Here is a 17039-nt window from a genome sequence, read left to right on the forward strand (position 1 = left end):
CTTCTGGATTGACCCTTCTGGACTGACTTAGGGGTAGCTTAGCGGTTCGCCCACGTAACGACTCGCCGATGGCGGTTGGCTTGCGGTTGGCTTACGTAATTGGCTTACGTAAGTAGTCGCTATGCATACGCCAAGTCCATGTATCCCCAGTCCCCCAAGTCCATCGATGATTTAAGTACGCCTACTCAAGTACATCTATATCGCTCGCTTATATCGCTATAGGATTCCCCAAAAACGCCGCTATTCTTCCCATGCTGCAAGAAAAATCAACGTTTTGGAGCTACATTTTGGGTTGAACACTCGCTCAAGACTTGAATTTCAGGGCTTGAGTGTAAGACTTGAATGCAAGGCTCCTGGGGTGAGGCACATCCAGCACTGTAGAGCGTGCCCAAATTTTAGTGTGTAATTGCGTAATTGGAACCACGGTTTATGGGCGATCGCTCTTCTAGTCTAGATCGGCGTTCTTCTGAAGAGACGGGCGTTTTGAAAGATTTGTCGCAGCTTACTCTCTCTTGAGAGGGACGGACTTTGAGTTTCACGTTAGGATAGCGCAGGGTCATAGCGAACCTGGCACATTGACCTGGCATATCCTGGCTAGCCACAACCGTTGCCGATCGGCATATCGCACTTCATAATTTGTACTGGGTGCGGTTCAAGATTCCATATTTCTCCCGTCTTGAACGGTTAGCGCGGTCGATGTGTTCTTTGATAAAGCAAGCTGGCGAAGATAAAGCAACCTGATAAAGCAACCTGATAAAGCAACCTGATAAAGCAAGCTGAGAAAACAAACTGAGAAAACAAACTGAGAAAACAGGTCAGTCGGTCAAACGCAGAGCAAATCAAGAGCAAGCATGGGCAGCCCCCTTATATCACTTGGAACGATGGGACTTAGCAGCTTTGTGAACCGGGATAAAGCCCCCGCAAGCCCGGATGTATCCACTCAGCGCCCTGCCTTTGTGCTGTCGGGTCTGACGGGCGCGGCAATTGCGGCGGTCTGTTGGCTGGGCATGGGCGATCGCGCTTTGGCTCAGACTGCGGCCCCGCCAAACCCCGTGCTGAAAATCGGCATCGTGCAGCGCTTTGGCGACGAACCGCAGGACGTGCTGACGCTGCAACCTGCCGAGGGCGATCGCCTCTCGCTCCGCTTCAAAACCGACGACGGGCAAGACCAGACCGTGACCACTGCCGCCCCGGTGAGGGTGGGTGTGGTGATGGAGCCGCTGCCAGAGCCAAAGGTGGTGGAAAAAGTGGTGTTGGGCAACCACCGCAGCTTTGAGAGCGCAGAAGACCAGGCCAACCAGTGGCGATCGCGCGGCATCGAGGTAGAACTGGCCCAGCCGCGCCAGTGGCAGGTATGGGCCAAGCGAGACACCTACGAAACGCCGCTGGTACGTCGGCTGCTGCTGAAGAATTTGCAAGCTCAGGGCGCACGCACCGCCTTTATCGATCGCCAGGTGCAGCGGCAGGTGCCCCGCGCTGTGCTGGAGGTGGAGGGCAACCGCCTGATGCGCGATGAGGTGGAAATTCTCTCTTCCTACAGCCGCGTGTTCGTCACCGAAGGCGAACTGCCTCCCAACGCGGCTCGCAATGCCAATGTGCCAAACCGTCGGCTCTACGGTGGCAGTCTGCGCCTCCAGCCCAACGCCTACGGCAACTATACCCTCGTCAACTACGTCCCCACGGAAACCTACCTGCGCGGTGTCGTGCCCCACGAAATTGGGCCGTCTGCGCCGCCCACCGCAGTCCAAGCTCAGGCAATTTTGGCACGCACCTATGCCCTGCGAAACCTGCGGCGATTTGCCATCGACGGCTACGAACTCTGTGCTGATACTCAGTGCCAGGTTTACAAAGGGCTGACGGGCGCGGTGGAATCGGCGGATCGGGCGATCGCCGCCACACGGGGTCAAGTGCTGACCTATCGCAACGAGCTAATCGACGCGCTCTATTCCTCCACCACGGGCGGCATCACGGCTCCTTTTGCTGACGTGTGGAACGGGCAGAACCGTCCCTACCTGCGGGCCGTGGTGGACTCCGTAGAAGGCGTGTGGGATTTGGCCAATCGCCCCCTGTCGGACGAATTGAATCTGCGAGCTTTTCTAAACCTGCGGCAGGGCTTTAATGAAGTAGGCTGGGACAGCTTCCGCTGGCGCAAGGAAAGCACTCTGGAAAACATTGCCGAAGGGCTACGCCGCTATTTGCAAAGCCAGCGCCATCCGTTTGCCAACCTGACGCGGGTGGAGTCGGTGCAGGTGGTGGAGCGATCGCCCGCCGGTCGGGTGCAAAAGCTGCTCATCCAGAGCGATCGCGGCCCAATCACCCTAGAAAAAGACGAGATTCTCCGGGCACTCTATGCCCCCACTAGTACCCTGTTCTACCTGGAACCCGTCTACGCCCAGGTGCCCATTCCCCAAAACGCGCCTAGCTCATCCGCACCAGAGGACGGAGAAACAGGGGTTGAAGCCAACCTTTCTCCTTCGGTGTCCAAGCCATCCCCTGTTGCTACCGAACCCGATGCCGCCGAGACAGCGCCTATCAAAGCTGCAAAGCCCGCCGAGGAAGCGACAGGCAATTCGCTAGAAGCGCAGAACCGCGTGCCGACGATGACGGTACTCAAGGGCTACACCTTTGTCGGCGGGGGCCTGGGCCACGCCGTCGGCATGAGCCAAACGGGGTCCTATCGATTGGGACGACTGGGCTGGTCGGCCGCCCGCATCCTCAGTTTCTACTACCCCGGCGCTCAATTGGTCACGCTCAACGAAAACATTGTCTTCTGGCGCGACCCGTTGAACTAGCGCTGGAACCAACGCTGGAGCAAAGCTGGAACACTGCCAGAACACTGTCGGGACGTGCTTGCAGAGAACGCACAGCAGGGGGTTCTTTTTTATACCAGATATCGACGTGCTGTGCTGACTGTTGACTCAGCGCTGTGCGGCATTTACTGTCGGGTTGACCTGCGTATATCTTCGCAAGTCCTCTGCTGCCTTGGTATGAGGCGAACCCGTTGACAAGGGCCCAAAGTTTCTCCAGAAGCGCATTTGACAGGTTTCGGCAACTAAAAGTGCTTTGATTCTGTAAATCACTCAGCTTTCTTCCTTTCGATTCTTTGAAGTATCCGGAAAAATCCTGAGAAAAGTTTTTTCAAGCCTTACGTAGATTCTCTTAACTTAAAGGCTCCGTAAAACTTACTAGATTTCCTTTGCAAGGGGCGATCGCCCTCAGGTACTTGTATAGGAAGTCACGCTTAGCGTCGTTTTGTGGGAGGGCACGGACTCTCTTGGGAGTTGCGGTCGTCACAGAGCGGGGCCTGTTTGGCGTGCGTAAACGTCAATTTCGCGTCCGGGCCGGATCTGACGGTCACTGTCTAAGGTAACTGCTTGGCGATTTGACAGTCACGACCCGCTGAAGTTTTACAGATCTACGAGAAGCAGTTATGGCTACTTTTTCGGTTGCAACGTTCCAAGAGCTGGTCAACGCTATCAATTCGGCAAACACCAACGCTGAGGCAGATGTTATTGAAATTACTAATAATATCGTCCTGACCAGTGCGCTGCCCTTTATTAGAGAATCCGCCAGCCTCACAATTCGCAGCAGCACTGGCAACACCTTCAGCCTCAGCGGCGATGCCAACGGCAACGGTATCAATGACGAAGGAGATGTCCGACTCTTCTTTATTGAAAGCGGCAATGTCACCTTTGAAAACCTGACGCTAACCCTGGGCCGGGCCGAAGGGGGTGACGGTTCAGGCGGCGGCGGCGGAATGGGCGGCGCCCTGTTTATCTTCGATGGCAACGTCACCCTGAGCAATATCACCCTCAGCGAAAACGTTGCCGTCGGCGGACAAGGACTGGCTGGACTGGGCCAGGGCGGCGGCGGCATGGGCGGCAATGGCGGAGTAGCCCACCCCTCTGGGGCCGCAGGCGGTGGCGGTGGCTTTGGCGGCGATGGCAGCCCTGGCAATGCCAACGGCACGGGCGGCGCGGGCGGTTCCGGCGGGCTGCTGAATAGCGCAGGCATTGGCGGTGTGGGCGGCAACAGCGCAGGCACAGACGGCGGCGGCGGCTCTGGCGCAAGTGGCGGCTTTGGCGCAGGCGGCGGTGGCGGCGGCGGCGGCAGCTTTGGTGGCAACGGCGGCGATGGCGGCTTTGGCGCAGGCGGCGGCTCTGGCGCGACCAACCCCAACGGTAGTCAGGGCGGCAAGGGCGGCTTTGGCGGCGGCGGCGGCGGAACGACCCTAACGCTGTCGAGCGAGGGCGGCTTTGGCGGCGGCAATGGCAATAGCAACGGCGGCGGCGGCGGCGCGGGCATGGGTGGTGCCATCTTCATCCGCACGGGGTCTCTGACGATGACCGACACGCGCTTCATCAACAACAGCGCTCAGGGCGGTGCGGGCGCAGGCGGCGATGGTCAGGGCTTGGGCGGCGCGATTTTTGCGCTCAACTCGTTGACCAATAGCAACGGCAACAATCTGGGAATGCCGACCCGCCTGCCCACGGTGACGGGCGATCGCCTCTTTGCCCAAGGCAACAGCGCCAGCAGCGACAACAACTCGCCCGCCAACAACGACAATTTCTTTGGCGTGATTCTGTCGGCAGAGTTGCCGGGCCAGGCTCCTCGCGTATTCGCCATTTCCCGCGTCGGCCCCGAAGCCACCAATGCCCCAACCGTCAGCTTTTCGGTCATCTTCAGCGAACCCGTGACCGGGGTCGATGTCACCGACTTCAGCTTGACGACCACTGGGCTGACCGGGGCAACCGTGGCCAGCGTCACGGGCACAGACGGCAAGTTTACGGTGGTGGTCAACACGGGCACAGGCAACGGTACGGTTCGCCTCAACGTGCTGAATGACGGCTCGATCAAAGATTCAGAGAATTTGGCGCTCGTGGCCGGGGTCAACGGCACGGCCGCCTACACAATCGACCGCATCGCCCCAACAGTGGACATTGTGGACGTTACTCCCAACCCCCGGACAACTGCGCTGGGCACGATCACGATTCAATTCAGCGAAGCCGTCAGAAACTTTGACCTGAGCGATTTGCAACTGACCCGTAGCGGCACCCCGCTGGACTTGAGCAGCGCCACGCTCTCCACCAGCGACAACCGCACCTTTACGGTGGGGAACCTAAATCGGCTGACCAGCCGCACCGGAGCCTATACCCTGACGCTGCGTGTCAGCGACATCACCGACCTAGCCGGCAACGCGCTGGCTGCGGGAGCCTTCGACACCTGGGAAATGACCGCAGACGATGTGGGGCCAGGCAACGAAGAACTCGTCGTTATTCCCTCAGCCCCCAATGGGCAACTGGGAACACCTTTGGTGTTTTCGCTAGGCCGTCGCCCTAACGTTGTCCGAGGCACCAACCGAGCAGAAACCCTGCGGGGAACCAATCGAAATGATCGGATTATTGCGCGGGGCGGCAACGACCGCGTGATTGCTCGCGGCGGCAATGACTTGGTGGATGGGGGCAGCGGCAACGACGACCTGCGAGGCGGCGGCGGCAATGACCAACTCGTCGGCGGTGCAGGCGATGACACGCTGCGCGGGCAGGCCGGCAACGATATCTTGATCGGCGGCGCAGGCAACGACGTGCTAATCGGCGGCGGCGGCAGAAATATGTTCGTGTTCAATAGCCTGGCCGAAGGCATTGACACGATCGCCGATTTCAAGACGACCGATGTCATCGACCTGCGCGGCATCTTCCAACAGCCCGCCTTTTTAGCAGGTGGCACGCCGTTCCAGCGGCTCAGCGCCTACGTTAAGCTGTCGCAGGTGGGCACAGCGACCCGCATTTTTGTCGATGCAGATGGCAGCGGCGCAGGAACTAACTTCGTGGCGATCGCCAACCTGAACAACACCCAGGTCAGCAGCGTCACCTCCCTCAACTTCGTCATCTAGCCACATCCATGCAATCTCTGGTTTTCTAACTCCTGTTTTCTAGCTCAGAGTTCTCCTGAGGAGCGGCCGCTGGCCGCTCTTTTTTTGCCTAATTTTTTGCTCATTCGTAACGCAACGCAATGCAGTAGAGAAAAAGTATTAAGCCCCGCATCCTTAGAATCTGCTCAGGACACAATACAGGAGTCAGATCGATTCTCGATTTTGGATTTGCGATTCTGGATTACTAGTCCATCAGCTCCAAAGCTCCCAGCAACCTCATCCCCAGCCCCCCACCATTTCCCCTCAGAAGCATTAACCTCCCTTCCCTCCTTATTTTTCGTTCTTCCCTCTTCGTTCTTTTTTCTTCGTTCTTGTTTCTTCGTTCTTTTTTCTTCCCTCTATGAAACCCATCCGCACCTTCAACGTCACCCCCGCCCTGCCGCCCCTGCTCGAACCCCTGCGGCGCATTGCTTATAACCTCCACTGGGACTGGGATTATGAAGCGATAGACCTGTTTCGGCGGCTGGATCGAGACCTGTGGGAAACCAGCAAACACAACCCCGTGCTGATGCTAGGGACGATCAGTCAGGCGCGGCTGCGGGAGGTGGCCGAAGACGACGGATTTTTGGCGCAGATGGAGCGCGTAGAGCGGCAGTTGGATGACTATCTGCGGCAGCCAAGCTGGTTTCGCAAGCGGCGATCGCCCAAATCCCCTACCCCCAACGGCAAAACCCCAGCGGGAATCGCCCCTGAGACTGGGCTAACCGACTGCTACGCTTACTTTTCTGCCGAGTTTGGGCTAACCTCCTGCCTGCCCATCTACTCCGGCGGCTTGGGCGTGCTAGCGGGCGACCATTTGAAATCCGCCAGCGACTTGGGGTTGCCGCTGGTGGGCGTGGGCCTGCTCTATCAAGAAGGCTACTTTGCCCAATACCTCAACGCCGACGGCTGGCAGCAAGAGCGCTACCCCATCAACGACTTTTACAATATGCCGCTGCACCTAGAGCGCCACCCCGACGGCTCCGAAATCCGCATTGAAGTGGACTATCCCGGTCGCAAGGTCTACGCCCGCATCTGGCGTGTGCAGGTGGGCACGGTTCCCCTCTACCTGCTGGATACGAATATTGAGCCAAATAACCAGTACGACCAGGACATTACCGATGAACTCTACGGCGGCGATATCGACCTGCGAATTCACCAGGAAATCATGCTGGGCATTGGCGGCGTGCGGATGCTGCGGGCGCTGGGGCTAAACCCCACCGTGTATCACATGAATGAGGGGCACTCGGCGTTTTTGGCGCTGGAGCGGATTCGCCTGATGATTGAAGAAGCCGGGCTGACCTACGAAGAGGCCGCGCAGGTGGCCCTAGCCAGTCAGGTTTTCACCACCCATACGCCCGTGCCCGCTGGCATTGACCTGTTTCCCTCCGACAAAATCATTTACTACCTAGGGCACTACGCCGAAAAGTTTGGGCTGGCGCGGGAGCAGTTTCTCTCGCTAGGGCGCGAAAATCCGGGCGATCTGGCGGCTCCCTTCAGCATGGCAATTCTGGCGCTCAAGATGGCCTCCTTCGTAAACGGGGTGAGCAAGCTGCATGGCGCAGTGTCACGGTCGATGTTTGCAACGCTGTGGTCGGCGCTACCCTTAGCAGAGGTGCCTATTACCTCCATCACCAACGGCGTTCACGCCCGCAGTTGCGTGGCCAAATCTACCCAGGATCTCTACGATCGCTACTTGGGCCCAGCTTGGAACATGGCCCCTGCCAGCGATCCCCTGTGGGAGCGGGTGAGCAGCATTCCCGATGAAGAATTTTGGCGGAACCACGAGCGCTGTCGGTCGGAACTGGTGCTGTTTGTGCGGGAGCGGTTGCAACAAAGCTTGCGCGATCGCGGCGGTTCCCTCATCGAACTCAGCCAGACGCAGGACGTGCTAGACCCCAAAGTGCTGACCATCGGCTTTGCGCGGCGCTTTGCCACCTACAAGCGGGCGACGCTGTTCATGCGAGATGTGGAGCGGATCAAGCGGATTATGCTGGGGCTGGGCGATCGCTTCAAGTCCAACCATCCGGTACAGTTCATCATCGCGGGCAAAGCCCACCCCAAAGACAATCCTGGTAAGGAGTTAATCCGCGAGATTGTCCACTTTACCCGCGACCCCGACATTCGCCACCACATCGTGTTTATTCCCAATTACGACATCCACGTTTCGCGGATGATGGTGGCGGGCTGCGACATCTGGCTAAACACGCCACGCCGCCCCCGCGAAGCGTCTGGAACCAGCGGCATGAAGGCGGCGATGAACGGACTGCCCAACCTCAGCGTGCTGGATGGCTGGTGGGATGAGGCAGACTATGTGCGGACGGGCTGGGCGATTGGGCATGGCGAAGACTACGATGACCCAGAGGAGCAGGACGAGGTAGAAGCTAATGACCTCTATGATTTGCTGGAAGAGGAGATCGTGCCGCTATTTTATGACCGTGACGAAAACGATATTCCCCACGGCTGGATCGCCAAGATGAAGGACGCGATTCGGCTGAATTTGCCCATGTTTAACACAGCGCGGATGGTGGCGGAATATGCAGAGCGGGCCTATTTCCCGGCGAGCGATCGCGCTCGGGCGATGATCTCCAATGACTATGCCCCGGCCAAAGACCTGGCCCGCTGGCATCACCATCTGTTTGAGCATTGGTATGACATGAAAATCGACCGGGTGGACGTGTCCTCAGATGGCAATGTGCAGGTGGAACAGGAGATTCTCGTCACGGCCTACATCCGCCTGGGCAAACTGACACCGGACGACATACAGGTAGAGCTATACCAGGGGGCAATCGACGAGCATGGCGAAATCGCCAACGGGCAGCCTGTGGTCATGGAGTATGTTGGGGCTGATTCGGATAATCCTGCCATGAGTGTCTATCAGCGGGCGATCGCCTATCGCAACAGCGGCTTTCAGGGACTTTCCCTCCGCATCTTGCCCAAGCACGAAAACCTCAGCAGCCCCTATCAGCCGGGATTGGTGCTTTGGGCGTAGTTTAGTCATACTCAACCCCTAATCTCGCAGCACATAGCCCACGCCGCGCACGGTTTGAATCAGCCGTTTGTCGCCCTGTTCTTCGAGTTTTAGGCGCAGGTAGCGGATGTAGACTTCGATGATGTTGGAGTCGCCCATGAAGTCGTAGCCCCAAACTTCTTCCAAAATGCGATCGCGCGTAATCACCTGTTTGGGGCGGCGCATCAGGTGTTCCAGCAGGTCAAACTCCTTGGCAGTGAGTTCGATCAGGCGACCGTTGCGGAACACCTCGCGGGTACGGCGATTCAGCGTCAGGTCAGCAAACTCCAGTGCGTCGGGGTCGGGTTCCTGGGTGCGGCGCAGGTGGGCGCGGACGCGGGCCAGCAGTTCCTCAATGCTAAAGGGCTTGACGACGTAATCATCGGCTCCCGCATCCAGCCCCGTCACGCGATCGCCAATTTCATCCTTCGCCGTCAGCAAAATCACCGGAATCTTGCTGCCTGTCGAGCGCAAGCGGCGACACAGTTCCACGCCTGTCATTCCCGGCAGCATCCAGTCCAAAATTGCCAGATCGGGCGGAGTCTCGCGCGCCAGCGTCAGCCCGCTCAGTCCGTCGTGGGCGACGTTTACCTGATAGCCCTCGCAGCCCAGTTCTAGCTGAATGAAGCGAGCCAGTTTTTCTTCGTCTTCAACTAAAAGGATAGTAGACATGATCAGGGGTTGGGGGGTTAAAGATTGGGGGGGGGAGAGAGGATTGGGATGAAGGGGTGAAGGCGTAGAAATGCCCTATCGCTCCATCGCTCCGCGACTCCATCACTCCAAAAGCGGCAGCTTTACGGTAAACACACTTCCTACACCGGGAGTTGATTCGACACCGATCTGCCCGCCCATGCCTTCGACCAGGGATTTGGCGATCGCCAGCCCCAACCCCACGCCGCCTGTGGCCCGGCTGCGGGAGGCATCAACCCGGTAAAAGGATTCAAAAATTCGCGCCTGGTCTTCTTTGGAGATGCCACAGCCGCGATCGCGCACCTGAATCGTCGCCCAGGGTGCTTTGCGGCTGAGCGTCAGGCTGATGGGCTGGTTGGGTTCGGAATATTGAATGGCGTTGTCGATTAGGTGAACCAGTACACGCAGCAGGTGTTCGCGGTCGGCCCGGGCAACAATCGGCTGGCTGGGCGCTTCTAGCTTGAGCGATCGCTGCTTGAACTGTTCTGTCATGCGGATTACGTCACCAACCACTTCGCCAATCGGCACGGGTTCCAGGTTAAACAACACCGCGCTGCTGTCGGTGCGGGCGAGTTCTAGCAATCCCTGGAGCAGCTCAATCGTGCGCTCGGTTTCAGAAACCGCCATCGACAGCATCTCCTGCTGCGCCTCGGTGAGGTTGGGGCTGCGGCGGAGGGTGCTTTGCAGATAGCCATAGACTAGACTCAGCGGCGTGCGAAGTTCGTGCGACACGTCGTTGGTAAACTGGCGCTGCCGTTCGGCGGTTTGCGACAGGCGATCGACCAGGCGGTTGCAGGTGTGAACCAATTCCTGCACCTCGACGGGCACCTGATCTGGGTCGAGGCGGGAGATGTTGGTGCTGCCAGCGCTGTAGGCTTCAGCGATCTGGTTGGCCTGCCGCAGGGGCGAGAGCGATCGCCAAATCAACCAGGCCGCCAGCCCGCTCATCGTCACCACGCCCATACCCGTGCCCATCATCAGATCGCGGTTGACCGACTGCAACATGCTGTAGTCGCGGGTCACGTCCTTGGCGACGTAGAGTTGCCCAATCATCTGCCCGTCATGCTGTAGCGGATAGGTACACCAAATGATGAACTGCCCATGTAGCCGCAGGATTTTGGGGGTAGTGGTGGTTTCCGACAGATCCAGCAGCGCATCCTGATTTTCAGAAACCTGGAGATTGTTGGAGCGGGCTAAGATGTTGCCTTGGTGATCTCGAATCCACAGCCAGGTATTGGCCGACGACAGCCGGTTGACCATGTCCTGCAAATCGCTCTGGGAGGCAGATCCGTGGGCGATCGCCACTTCCTGATCGGGCATCTGCTGCACCATGGCCGACAGCTTGGCCCGGTGATCCGACAAAAACATTCGCTCCGTCCGCCAAGACATCCAGAGCATCCCCAACCCAAGCCCACCCCAAATTGCTGCGATCGCCCCCAGCGTCAGCCTCACTTGCAGGGACGATCGCAGCGGGCGTTGAAAATTAGCTCCGTCAGCCGGGGAGGACATGGGTTTTGGCAAATATAGCGGGTACATTGCAAGCCCAGCGGCTATCTTCGGAGTGTCTCCAATTTAACTGGATGCCCGAAACCAGAAATGAGTTTTTCCTGAGCAGAAGGAACGAACTCGCTGAGCAACAGCAAGGGTGCATGGGCAGAATTTGAAAGTCAGGCAGCGCTTTTAGTGTACTCAAAGTTCGTTTTTTAGGGACTGCAATCACGTCTGGCTGATCTTCAGCCGAAACATCTTCAACAAAGCTGGCTCTAAATATTCTTCGATATTCTTCGATCGTCAAAAGAGCTTAACAGATTGAATTACAGATTGAATTAGTCCTAAGCATACAAAGATTGACGGGTCATTTCATAGGGAGCATCCCACTTTCGCGAAAACAGTGCGAAGGGTGAGAATGGGAGGGTAGCCCCAGGGATGACTCACCATGACACCTGAAGACCAAAAGCGATTGGAAGCTTGTACAGCAGAGATCGCCGAGATTTTGTATCGCAATAGCAACCGAGAGGGGCTCGATAGTCTAGAAGGCATCGAGCAGACTGTACGACGGCAAATGCTAGAGGAGGTGAGCCCTCGAGTTGCCCTTTTTTTGTCAACCAGAAAGCCTACCCCGCCCGAGGCCGGGTTCGCCGATTGAAGAGTTTGGTAGGGGTCCTTGAGATTCGTCAAAGTCAGGCAGAACGGTTAGGCGTAAAGGCTTACAGCCGTCTCAGTGGTGGCCTAGAGAAAGCCAACCTACGCTTAAGTGCCAACGAATCGTTTCAAGATGCAGAGGATGACATCGTAGCCCTGACCGGGATGCGGGTCGGGCACTCGACCCAACAACGTCTGGTGGGGCGTCAGTCGTTCGAGTCTGCCGAGGCTAAACAAGGCGTCAGTGAGGTCAGCATTGATGGCGGCAAAGTCCGTCTGCGTGACCTGCTAGAGTCCGATAGCCCGTGGCGAGACTACAAAGCGGTGCGGGTGGAGGGGATTTATTACAACGCCTTCTTCCAAGACAATGACAGCTTGATTGATTATCTCAGCGCTCAACGCTTGCTCTCCCCACAGGTCTGTCTGGGCGATGGTCACGCTGGGGTGTGGAATCTGTTTGCTCAACTCACCACCGTTGAGACCCGTTGGGAAATCCTCGATTGGTACCATCTCAAAGAAAACCTCTACAAAGTCGGTGGGTCGCTCAAGCGCTTAGCAGCGGCGGAAATGCTGTTATGGCAAGGTCAAGTGGAAGCCGCCAGGGCCCTCTTTGCCGACTGTCGGCGCAAGCAAGCCCGCAATTTTGAAGCCTATCTGAGCACCTTTAGTTTGGACTAACTGGCATCACAATAATGCTCAACAGGATGCCATAAAGAATCTGCTCAACCGTTCATAACAGTTGAACTTAAGGAATTGGATACAATCCTGCTCGCAGTTAAGCTGCTGTTGCAACCGGACTGTTCAGGGATTGTTCGGATGTCTTGCGTTTCGAGGCTCGTTTTTTGACCATCGGATAGCAGGGACGAGGAGTTGGCTTGTGCCCCTTGCCTCGTCCTGGCGATTTACCACGAGGTTTAGGCGCAGGAGCAGGGGTGCCAATCGCTGCCAAAATGCCTGCAAACGCTTGTGCGACCCGACCCGGAGTCAACGTTTCTTGCGGTGCCTGCCAGGGCAAGGGGTGGTCAGTACAGTCCTTTCGCGCTAACCACAACTGCCAACTGAGCAACGGCATCAGGCTGCTCCACTGTTCGGTTGCCGATACAGAACTGAACTGGGGATGTGTCCAATATAGCCTCTGCTTGGCAAAGCGATACCAGTGTTCAATGGCAAAGCGACGGAGGTAGTGCAACCACAGGGTTTCTAACGGAGGCATCTGCTCACCCAGCCAAACTAACTTTAGTTTGGACTAATGGTGAAGAGGAAGGCAGTCAATGAGAAGCACCGACTGCCGTAAGGTCAATGAAGTACAACCAACATTGACCCCATGATTTTCAACGAACTTCAGCAATTTCGCCAAACGTTGTATGCCAGCTTGGGAAACGCCAGAGATGCCCTGTTTGATCTGATGGATGCCGTGTTAGTGAGTGCGTGCATCGTGTCGTTTGTGAGGCTATCGCAGAGTCCTGTCTTTCGTCGCCAGTGGTCGAGCACCTATGAAGCGTTGCGCGATAGCCGCCTACCCCGATCAAAGGTGCTGAAGCTGTTGGTGCAGCAGATACCGACTCAGCAGCAACCGTTGTTGGCAGGTGATGCGAGTCGGTGGAACCGTCCTGCTGCCAGGCGTTTGAAAGACCGCACCTTATCAGGCAGAACAGGACATGCCCCGATAGCCGGACAAAACTACAGTACCTTAGCCTGGATTGCTGAAGACAGGGGCAGTTGGGCATTACCATTGCGGCATGAGCGCATCACCAGCTTTGAAACACCCGCCAGTAAAGCGGCATTCCAACTCAAACAAGTGACTCGGCAGTTAGCGGTGCGTCCGTTGGCGATCTACGACCGAGGGTACGGCAATGCCAGTTTTGTCAACCAAACGGCAGGGATTGAGGCAGACTTGCTGCTGCGGGTTACATCCAATCGATGTGTCTATGGCGCGCCCCCAGCGTATCGAGGGCGAGGCGCACCTGCCAAGCATGGACATAAGATGAAACTCAATGACCCTGACACTTGGAGTGTCCCGGTCGAAACCGTTGAAGTCGATGATCCCAACTGGGGACGAGTGCGGGTCAGTCGTTGGAGTGCATACCATTTCCGCAAATCCCCCAAACGGGCAATGGAAGTGTTGCGCGTGGAGGTGCTGGAGACACAGAGCAGCACGCGACGCTTGGCTCCTTTGTGGTTAGTTTGGCTGGGTGAGCAGATGCCTCCGTTAGAAACCCTGTGGTTGCACTACCTCCGTCGCTTTGCCATTGAACACTGGTATCGCTTTGCCAAGCAGAGGCTATATTGGACACATCCCCAGTTCAGTTCTGTATCGGCAACCGAACAGTGGAGCAGCCTGATGCCGTTGCTCAGTTGGCAGTTGTGGTTAGCGCGAAAGGACTGTACTGACCACCCCTTGCCCTGGCAGGCACCGCAAGAAACGTTGACTCCGGGTCGGGTCGCACAAGCGTTTGCAGGCATTTTGGCAGCGATTGGCACCCCTGCTCCTGCGCCTAAACCTCGTGGTAAATCGCCAGGACGAGGCAAGGGGCACAAGCCAACTCCTCGTCCCTGCTATCCGATGGTCAAAAAACGAGCCTCGAAACGCAAGACATCCGAACAATCCCTGAACAGTCCGGTTGCAACAGCAGCTTAACTGCGAGCAGGATTGTATCCAATTCCTTAAGTTCAACTGTTATGAACGGTTGAGCAGATTCTTTATGGCATCCTGTTGAGCATTATTGTGATGCCAGTTAGTCCAAACTAAAGGAGCACCCATCGCTCTCGCATCGTGAATTATGGGTTCTACCAGGCTGAGCAACTCTGTTCTATTGGATCAGGAGCCGTAGAATCGGCTGTCAAACAGATTGGGCGACGCCTCCAAATTTCGGGTGCTCGCTGGAATACGGCCTCCGTTAATGCCATGTTGAGTCTGCGCTGTGCCTACCTCAATGGACAGCTCGCCAGTTGACTGTTTCATCGAAAGTGGGATGCTCCTCATTTCATAGGCTTCTATTAAGAAGTCTGCTGCTGCGTAAATCTCCTGATCCTGACTAAACTTACCAATCCCAATACGAAGTGCCCCATCAATCACTGTGTCTTGTAGCTTCAGTGCACGTAGCACATGGGAAGGTTCTTCTAGACCAGAAGAACAAGCTGATCCAGTTGATATCGCTAATTTAGAACGGACTCTAGCGATGACAGCACTATTGGGAATACCAGGAATTGAAATGTGAAGATTTCCTGCCAGCCGATGCTCTAGATCTCCATTAATCACTAGGTTAGGGATCTTCTCTAGGAGCAGATCTTGAAGTCGATCGCGCTTCATGGCGATCGCCCGCTCATCTTCTTCCATCTCCAGCGATCGCAACCGACAAGCTTCTCCTAACCCAACAATCCCAGGGACGTTAAGAGTACCCGATCGCATTCCTTGTTGATGACCGCCACCAAATATAAGCGGCTCCAAGTGATAGCCTTTACGAACAGCTATGGCCCCAACTCCTTTGGGGCCATAGAACTTGTGGGCAGAGATTGCTAGGTAGGTGATGCCCCACTGTTCAAACTGAATGGGAATTTTACCGACTGCCTGAGAGCCGTCACATAGAAAAGGAATGCCGTAATGTTGAGCAATCTGCCCAATTCTTTGAATCGGGTAGAGGTTGCCAATCTCGTTGTTAGCTGCCATGACACAGAGCAGAGACAGTCCCTCAGCGCAGACTTGTTCCAAATGTTCCAGGTCAAGTCTGCCTCTGGAATCTACTTGCAGATAAACCAGTTCAGCCCAACCTCGCTGCTCCAATGCACGACAGGTATCGAGGACAGCTTTGTGTTCGATCGGCATTAAGCCAATGCGATGCGGTTTCGTGGGGTTAGGGGGGAGACTCCCTTGAATTGCCAGATTGATGCTCTCGGTTGCGCCAGATGTCCAAACAATTTCCCTCGGTGAGGCTCCAATTAGATCTGCAACTTGTTTAGCCGCTTGCATGATGGCTGCTTCGGCGCGATCGCCCCACTCATGATCTACACTACTGGCATTGCCAAATTCGAGTGTCATGAAGTGATAGATGCGATCGGCCACACGCCGATCGACGGGAGTAGTGGCGTGGTAGTCGAGGTAAATCACAAGGGGGTTGGCTGGAGCGACTCAACAAAGGTCTGGTGGTCGGCGGTAGCAATCCGCCCAACCCGCGCCGCCGCCGCCGCCGCCCAAGACTCAACAAAGGTCTGGTGGTCGGCGGTAGCAATCCCCTGCTGAAGCGTTTGCAGCACCGCAGCGAGATGACCCGCCAAGAGTGCCGAAGCCGCTAACCATAGACCAGGAAACTGCCGACTTCGCAGAATGCCGCTAGCATCTGGAGACTGGGGCTTGTACTGGCCATCTTCGAGGTAAAACCAATCAATCTGCTGGCTGTAGGTACACCAAACAATGTATTCTTGTACGCAATTGCGACGGTAGACCCGCAGTTTGTCATGCAAGTCGTAGGAGGCACTGCTAGCAGCAATTTCAACCACAAGTTCGGGCGCGCCTTCTAGGTAACCATCATCGCTAATCCATGAGTTGCCCCCCTGTTCCAGACGCAACACGGCATCAGGTTGAGGTTCGTTGTCGGCATCCAGGCGCACGGTGGGGTTGTCGTAGCAGGCAATACCCGGTGTAGCCGCGCGATAGGAACCCAGCCAAGTCATGAGGTCGGCATGGGGTTGGCTATGAATGACGCGGACGGGAGAACTCACGTAAACGACTCCTTCGATTAGTTCGGCTTTTTTGAGCTGGGGCATGGCGTTGTACCGCTGCTCAAATTCACTGCGGGTGAGGCGATCGCCATTTTCCAAGGGGGGTAGCTTAACCAATCGTTCGGTCGTCATGGTGAGTGAGAGATGAATGGGTTTCCAGACGTTGATAATATTCTACCAGGGCGGTTTCAGCCAGTTGTTTGAGGTCAGCTTTGTCCTGTTGAGTGAGACTTTTCCAAAGTACAGGGTCAAACTTGAGCAGGGTGAGTTCTTTCAGGCGACGGATGAATTTGCGCCGCTCAAATTTCTCGAAAGGCATTGAAAGTAGGATAGATTCAATATCGCGATCGCTCAGTTCAGCAATTCGCACCATCTTGCTTCCAGTTTTTTCCACTATTTCACCATTTTGTAATCGTTTCAGGTAAAAGGCTTTAAAGAAAGTAACAAGATCAGGAATTTTGATTTTTCCGCTAGAGTCTGCAAGTTGAAGTAAGCCCAGTAATAAAACAGGTTTATAGGAATATTTCATATCCATGTTCTGGACAAACTCAACAAACTTAACTTTAATAT

General features: G+C 56.1%; 8 protein-coding genes and 4 pseudogenes. 6 read left to right on the top strand and 6 right to left on the bottom strand.

Features of this window, described 5'->3' with window-relative positions; all coding sequences use genetic code 11:
• The first annotated feature begins 881 nt into the window (after window positions 1-881).
• The 3 genes from HPC62_RS06560 to glgP all read left to right on the top strand — a co-directional run bounded on the left by HPC62_RS06560 (window position 882) and on the right by glgP (window position 8903).
• Window positions 882-2792, top strand: coding sequence for a SpoIID/LytB domain-containing protein (locus HPC62_RS06560; RefSeq protein ID WP_172354295.1), 1911 nt, complete (start codon window positions 882-884; stop codon window positions 2790-2792).
• A 638-nt stretch (window positions 2793-3430) separates the two neighbouring features.
• Complete coding sequence (locus HPC62_RS23880; protein WP_172354296.1) at window positions 3431-5893, top strand: calcium-binding protein; 2463 nt, start codon at window positions 3431-3433, stop codon at window positions 5891-5893.
• Window positions 5894-6272: 379 nt separating this feature from the next.
• The gene (glgP, locus tag HPC62_RS06570; RefSeq protein WP_172354297.1) at window positions 6273-8903 is read left to right on the top strand and encodes an alpha-glucan family phosphorylase; all 2631 of its coding nucleotides are present in this window, start codon (window positions 6273-6275) and stop codon (window positions 8901-8903) included.
• 18 nt (window positions 8904-8921) lie between these two features.
• Here glgP and HPC62_RS06575 read toward each other — a convergent pair whose 3' ends face one another.
• Window positions 8922-9596, bottom strand: coding sequence for a response regulator transcription factor (locus tag HPC62_RS06575; protein ID WP_276568594.1), 675 nt, complete (start codon window positions 9594-9596; stop codon window positions 8922-8924).
• Between the two features lie 99 nt (window positions 9597-9695).
• Window positions 9696-11120 (bottom strand): sensor histidine kinase, encoded by a 1425-nt coding sequence (locus tag HPC62_RS06580; protein WP_172354299.1) that lies wholly within the window; start codon window positions 11118-11120, stop codon window positions 9696-9698.
• A 427-nt stretch (window positions 11121-11547) separates the two neighbouring features.
• Here HPC62_RS06580 and HPC62_RS06585 point away from each other — a divergent pair.
• Window positions 11548-12410, top strand: a pseudogene (locus HPC62_RS06585) (ISKra4 family transposase); the annotation flags it as partial.
• Between the two features lie 118 nt (window positions 12411-12528).
• Here the strand turns inward: HPC62_RS06585 and HPC62_RS06590 are convergent.
• Window positions 12529-12993, bottom strand: a pseudogene (locus HPC62_RS06590) (NF041680 family putative transposase); the annotation flags it as partial.
• 84 nt (window positions 12994-13077) lie between these two features.
• Between HPC62_RS06590 and HPC62_RS06595 the strand changes: the two are divergent.
• Complete coding sequence (locus HPC62_RS06595) at window positions 13078-14391, top strand: NF041680 family putative transposase (protein ID WP_172353244.1); 1314 nt, start codon at window positions 13078-13080, stop codon at window positions 14389-14391.
• 120 nt (window positions 14392-14511) lie between these two features.
• Window positions 14512-14706: pseudogene (locus HPC62_RS06600) on the top strand (ISKra4 family transposase); the annotation flags it as partial.
• Window positions 14707-14742: 36 nt separating this feature from the next.
• Here the strand turns inward: HPC62_RS06600 and HPC62_RS06605 are convergent.
• The 3 genes and pseudogenes from HPC62_RS06605 to HPC62_RS06615 all read right to left on the bottom strand — a co-directional run.
• A pseudogene (locus tag HPC62_RS06605) lies at window positions 14743-15858 on the bottom strand (cysteine desulfurase family protein); the annotation flags it as partial.
• Window positions 15855-16601, bottom strand: a complete 747-nt coding sequence (locus tag HPC62_RS06610) for a Uma2 family endonuclease (RefSeq protein ID WP_172354302.1) — start codon at window positions 16599-16601, stop codon at window positions 15855-15857. The pseudogene HPC62_RS06605 and the gene HPC62_RS06610, both read right to left, overlap by 4 nt.
• The gene (locus HPC62_RS06615; RefSeq protein WP_172354303.1) at window positions 16579-16998 is read right to left on the bottom strand and encodes a hypothetical protein; all 420 of its coding nucleotides are present in this window, start codon (window positions 16996-16998) and stop codon (window positions 16579-16581) included. The genes HPC62_RS06610 and HPC62_RS06615 overlap by 23 nt, the downstream gene beginning before the upstream one ends.
• Window positions 16999-17039: the final 41 nt, after the last annotated feature.

Source organism: Thermoleptolyngbya sichuanensis A183 (genome assembly GCF_013177315.1).
Classification (GTDB): Bacteria; Cyanobacteriota; Cyanobacteriia; order Elainellales; family Elainellaceae; genus Thermoleptolyngbya; species Thermoleptolyngbya sichuanensis.

Excerpts from the sequence above, each read along its gene's own strand:
- HPC62_RS06560 (WP_172354295.1), top strand. The coding sequence starts at position 882 with ATGGGACTTAGCAGCTTTGTGAACCGGGATAAAGCCCCCGCAAGCCCG.
- HPC62_RS23880 (WP_172354296.1), top strand. The coding sequence starts at position 3,431 with ATGGCTACTTTTTCGGTTGCAACGTTCCAAGAGCTGGTCAACGCTATC.
- glgP (WP_172354297.1), top strand. The coding sequence starts at position 6,273 with ATGAAACCCATCCGCACCTTCAACGTCACCCCCGCCCTGCCGCCCCTG.
- HPC62_RS06580 (WP_172354299.1), bottom strand. The coding sequence starts at position 11,120 with ATGTCCTCCCCGGCTGACGGAGCTAATTTTCAACGCCCGCTGCGATCG.
- HPC62_RS06595 (WP_172353244.1), top strand. The coding sequence starts at position 13,078 with ATGATTTTCAACGAACTTCAGCAATTTCGCCAAACGTTGTATGCCAGC.
- HPC62_RS06610 (WP_172354302.1), bottom strand. The coding sequence starts at position 16,601 with ATGACGACCGAACGATTGGTTAAGCTACCCCCCTTGGAAAATGGCGAT.
- HPC62_RS06615 (WP_172354303.1), bottom strand. The coding sequence starts at position 16,998 with ATGAAATATTCCTATAAACCTGTTTTATTACTGGGCTTACTTCAACTT.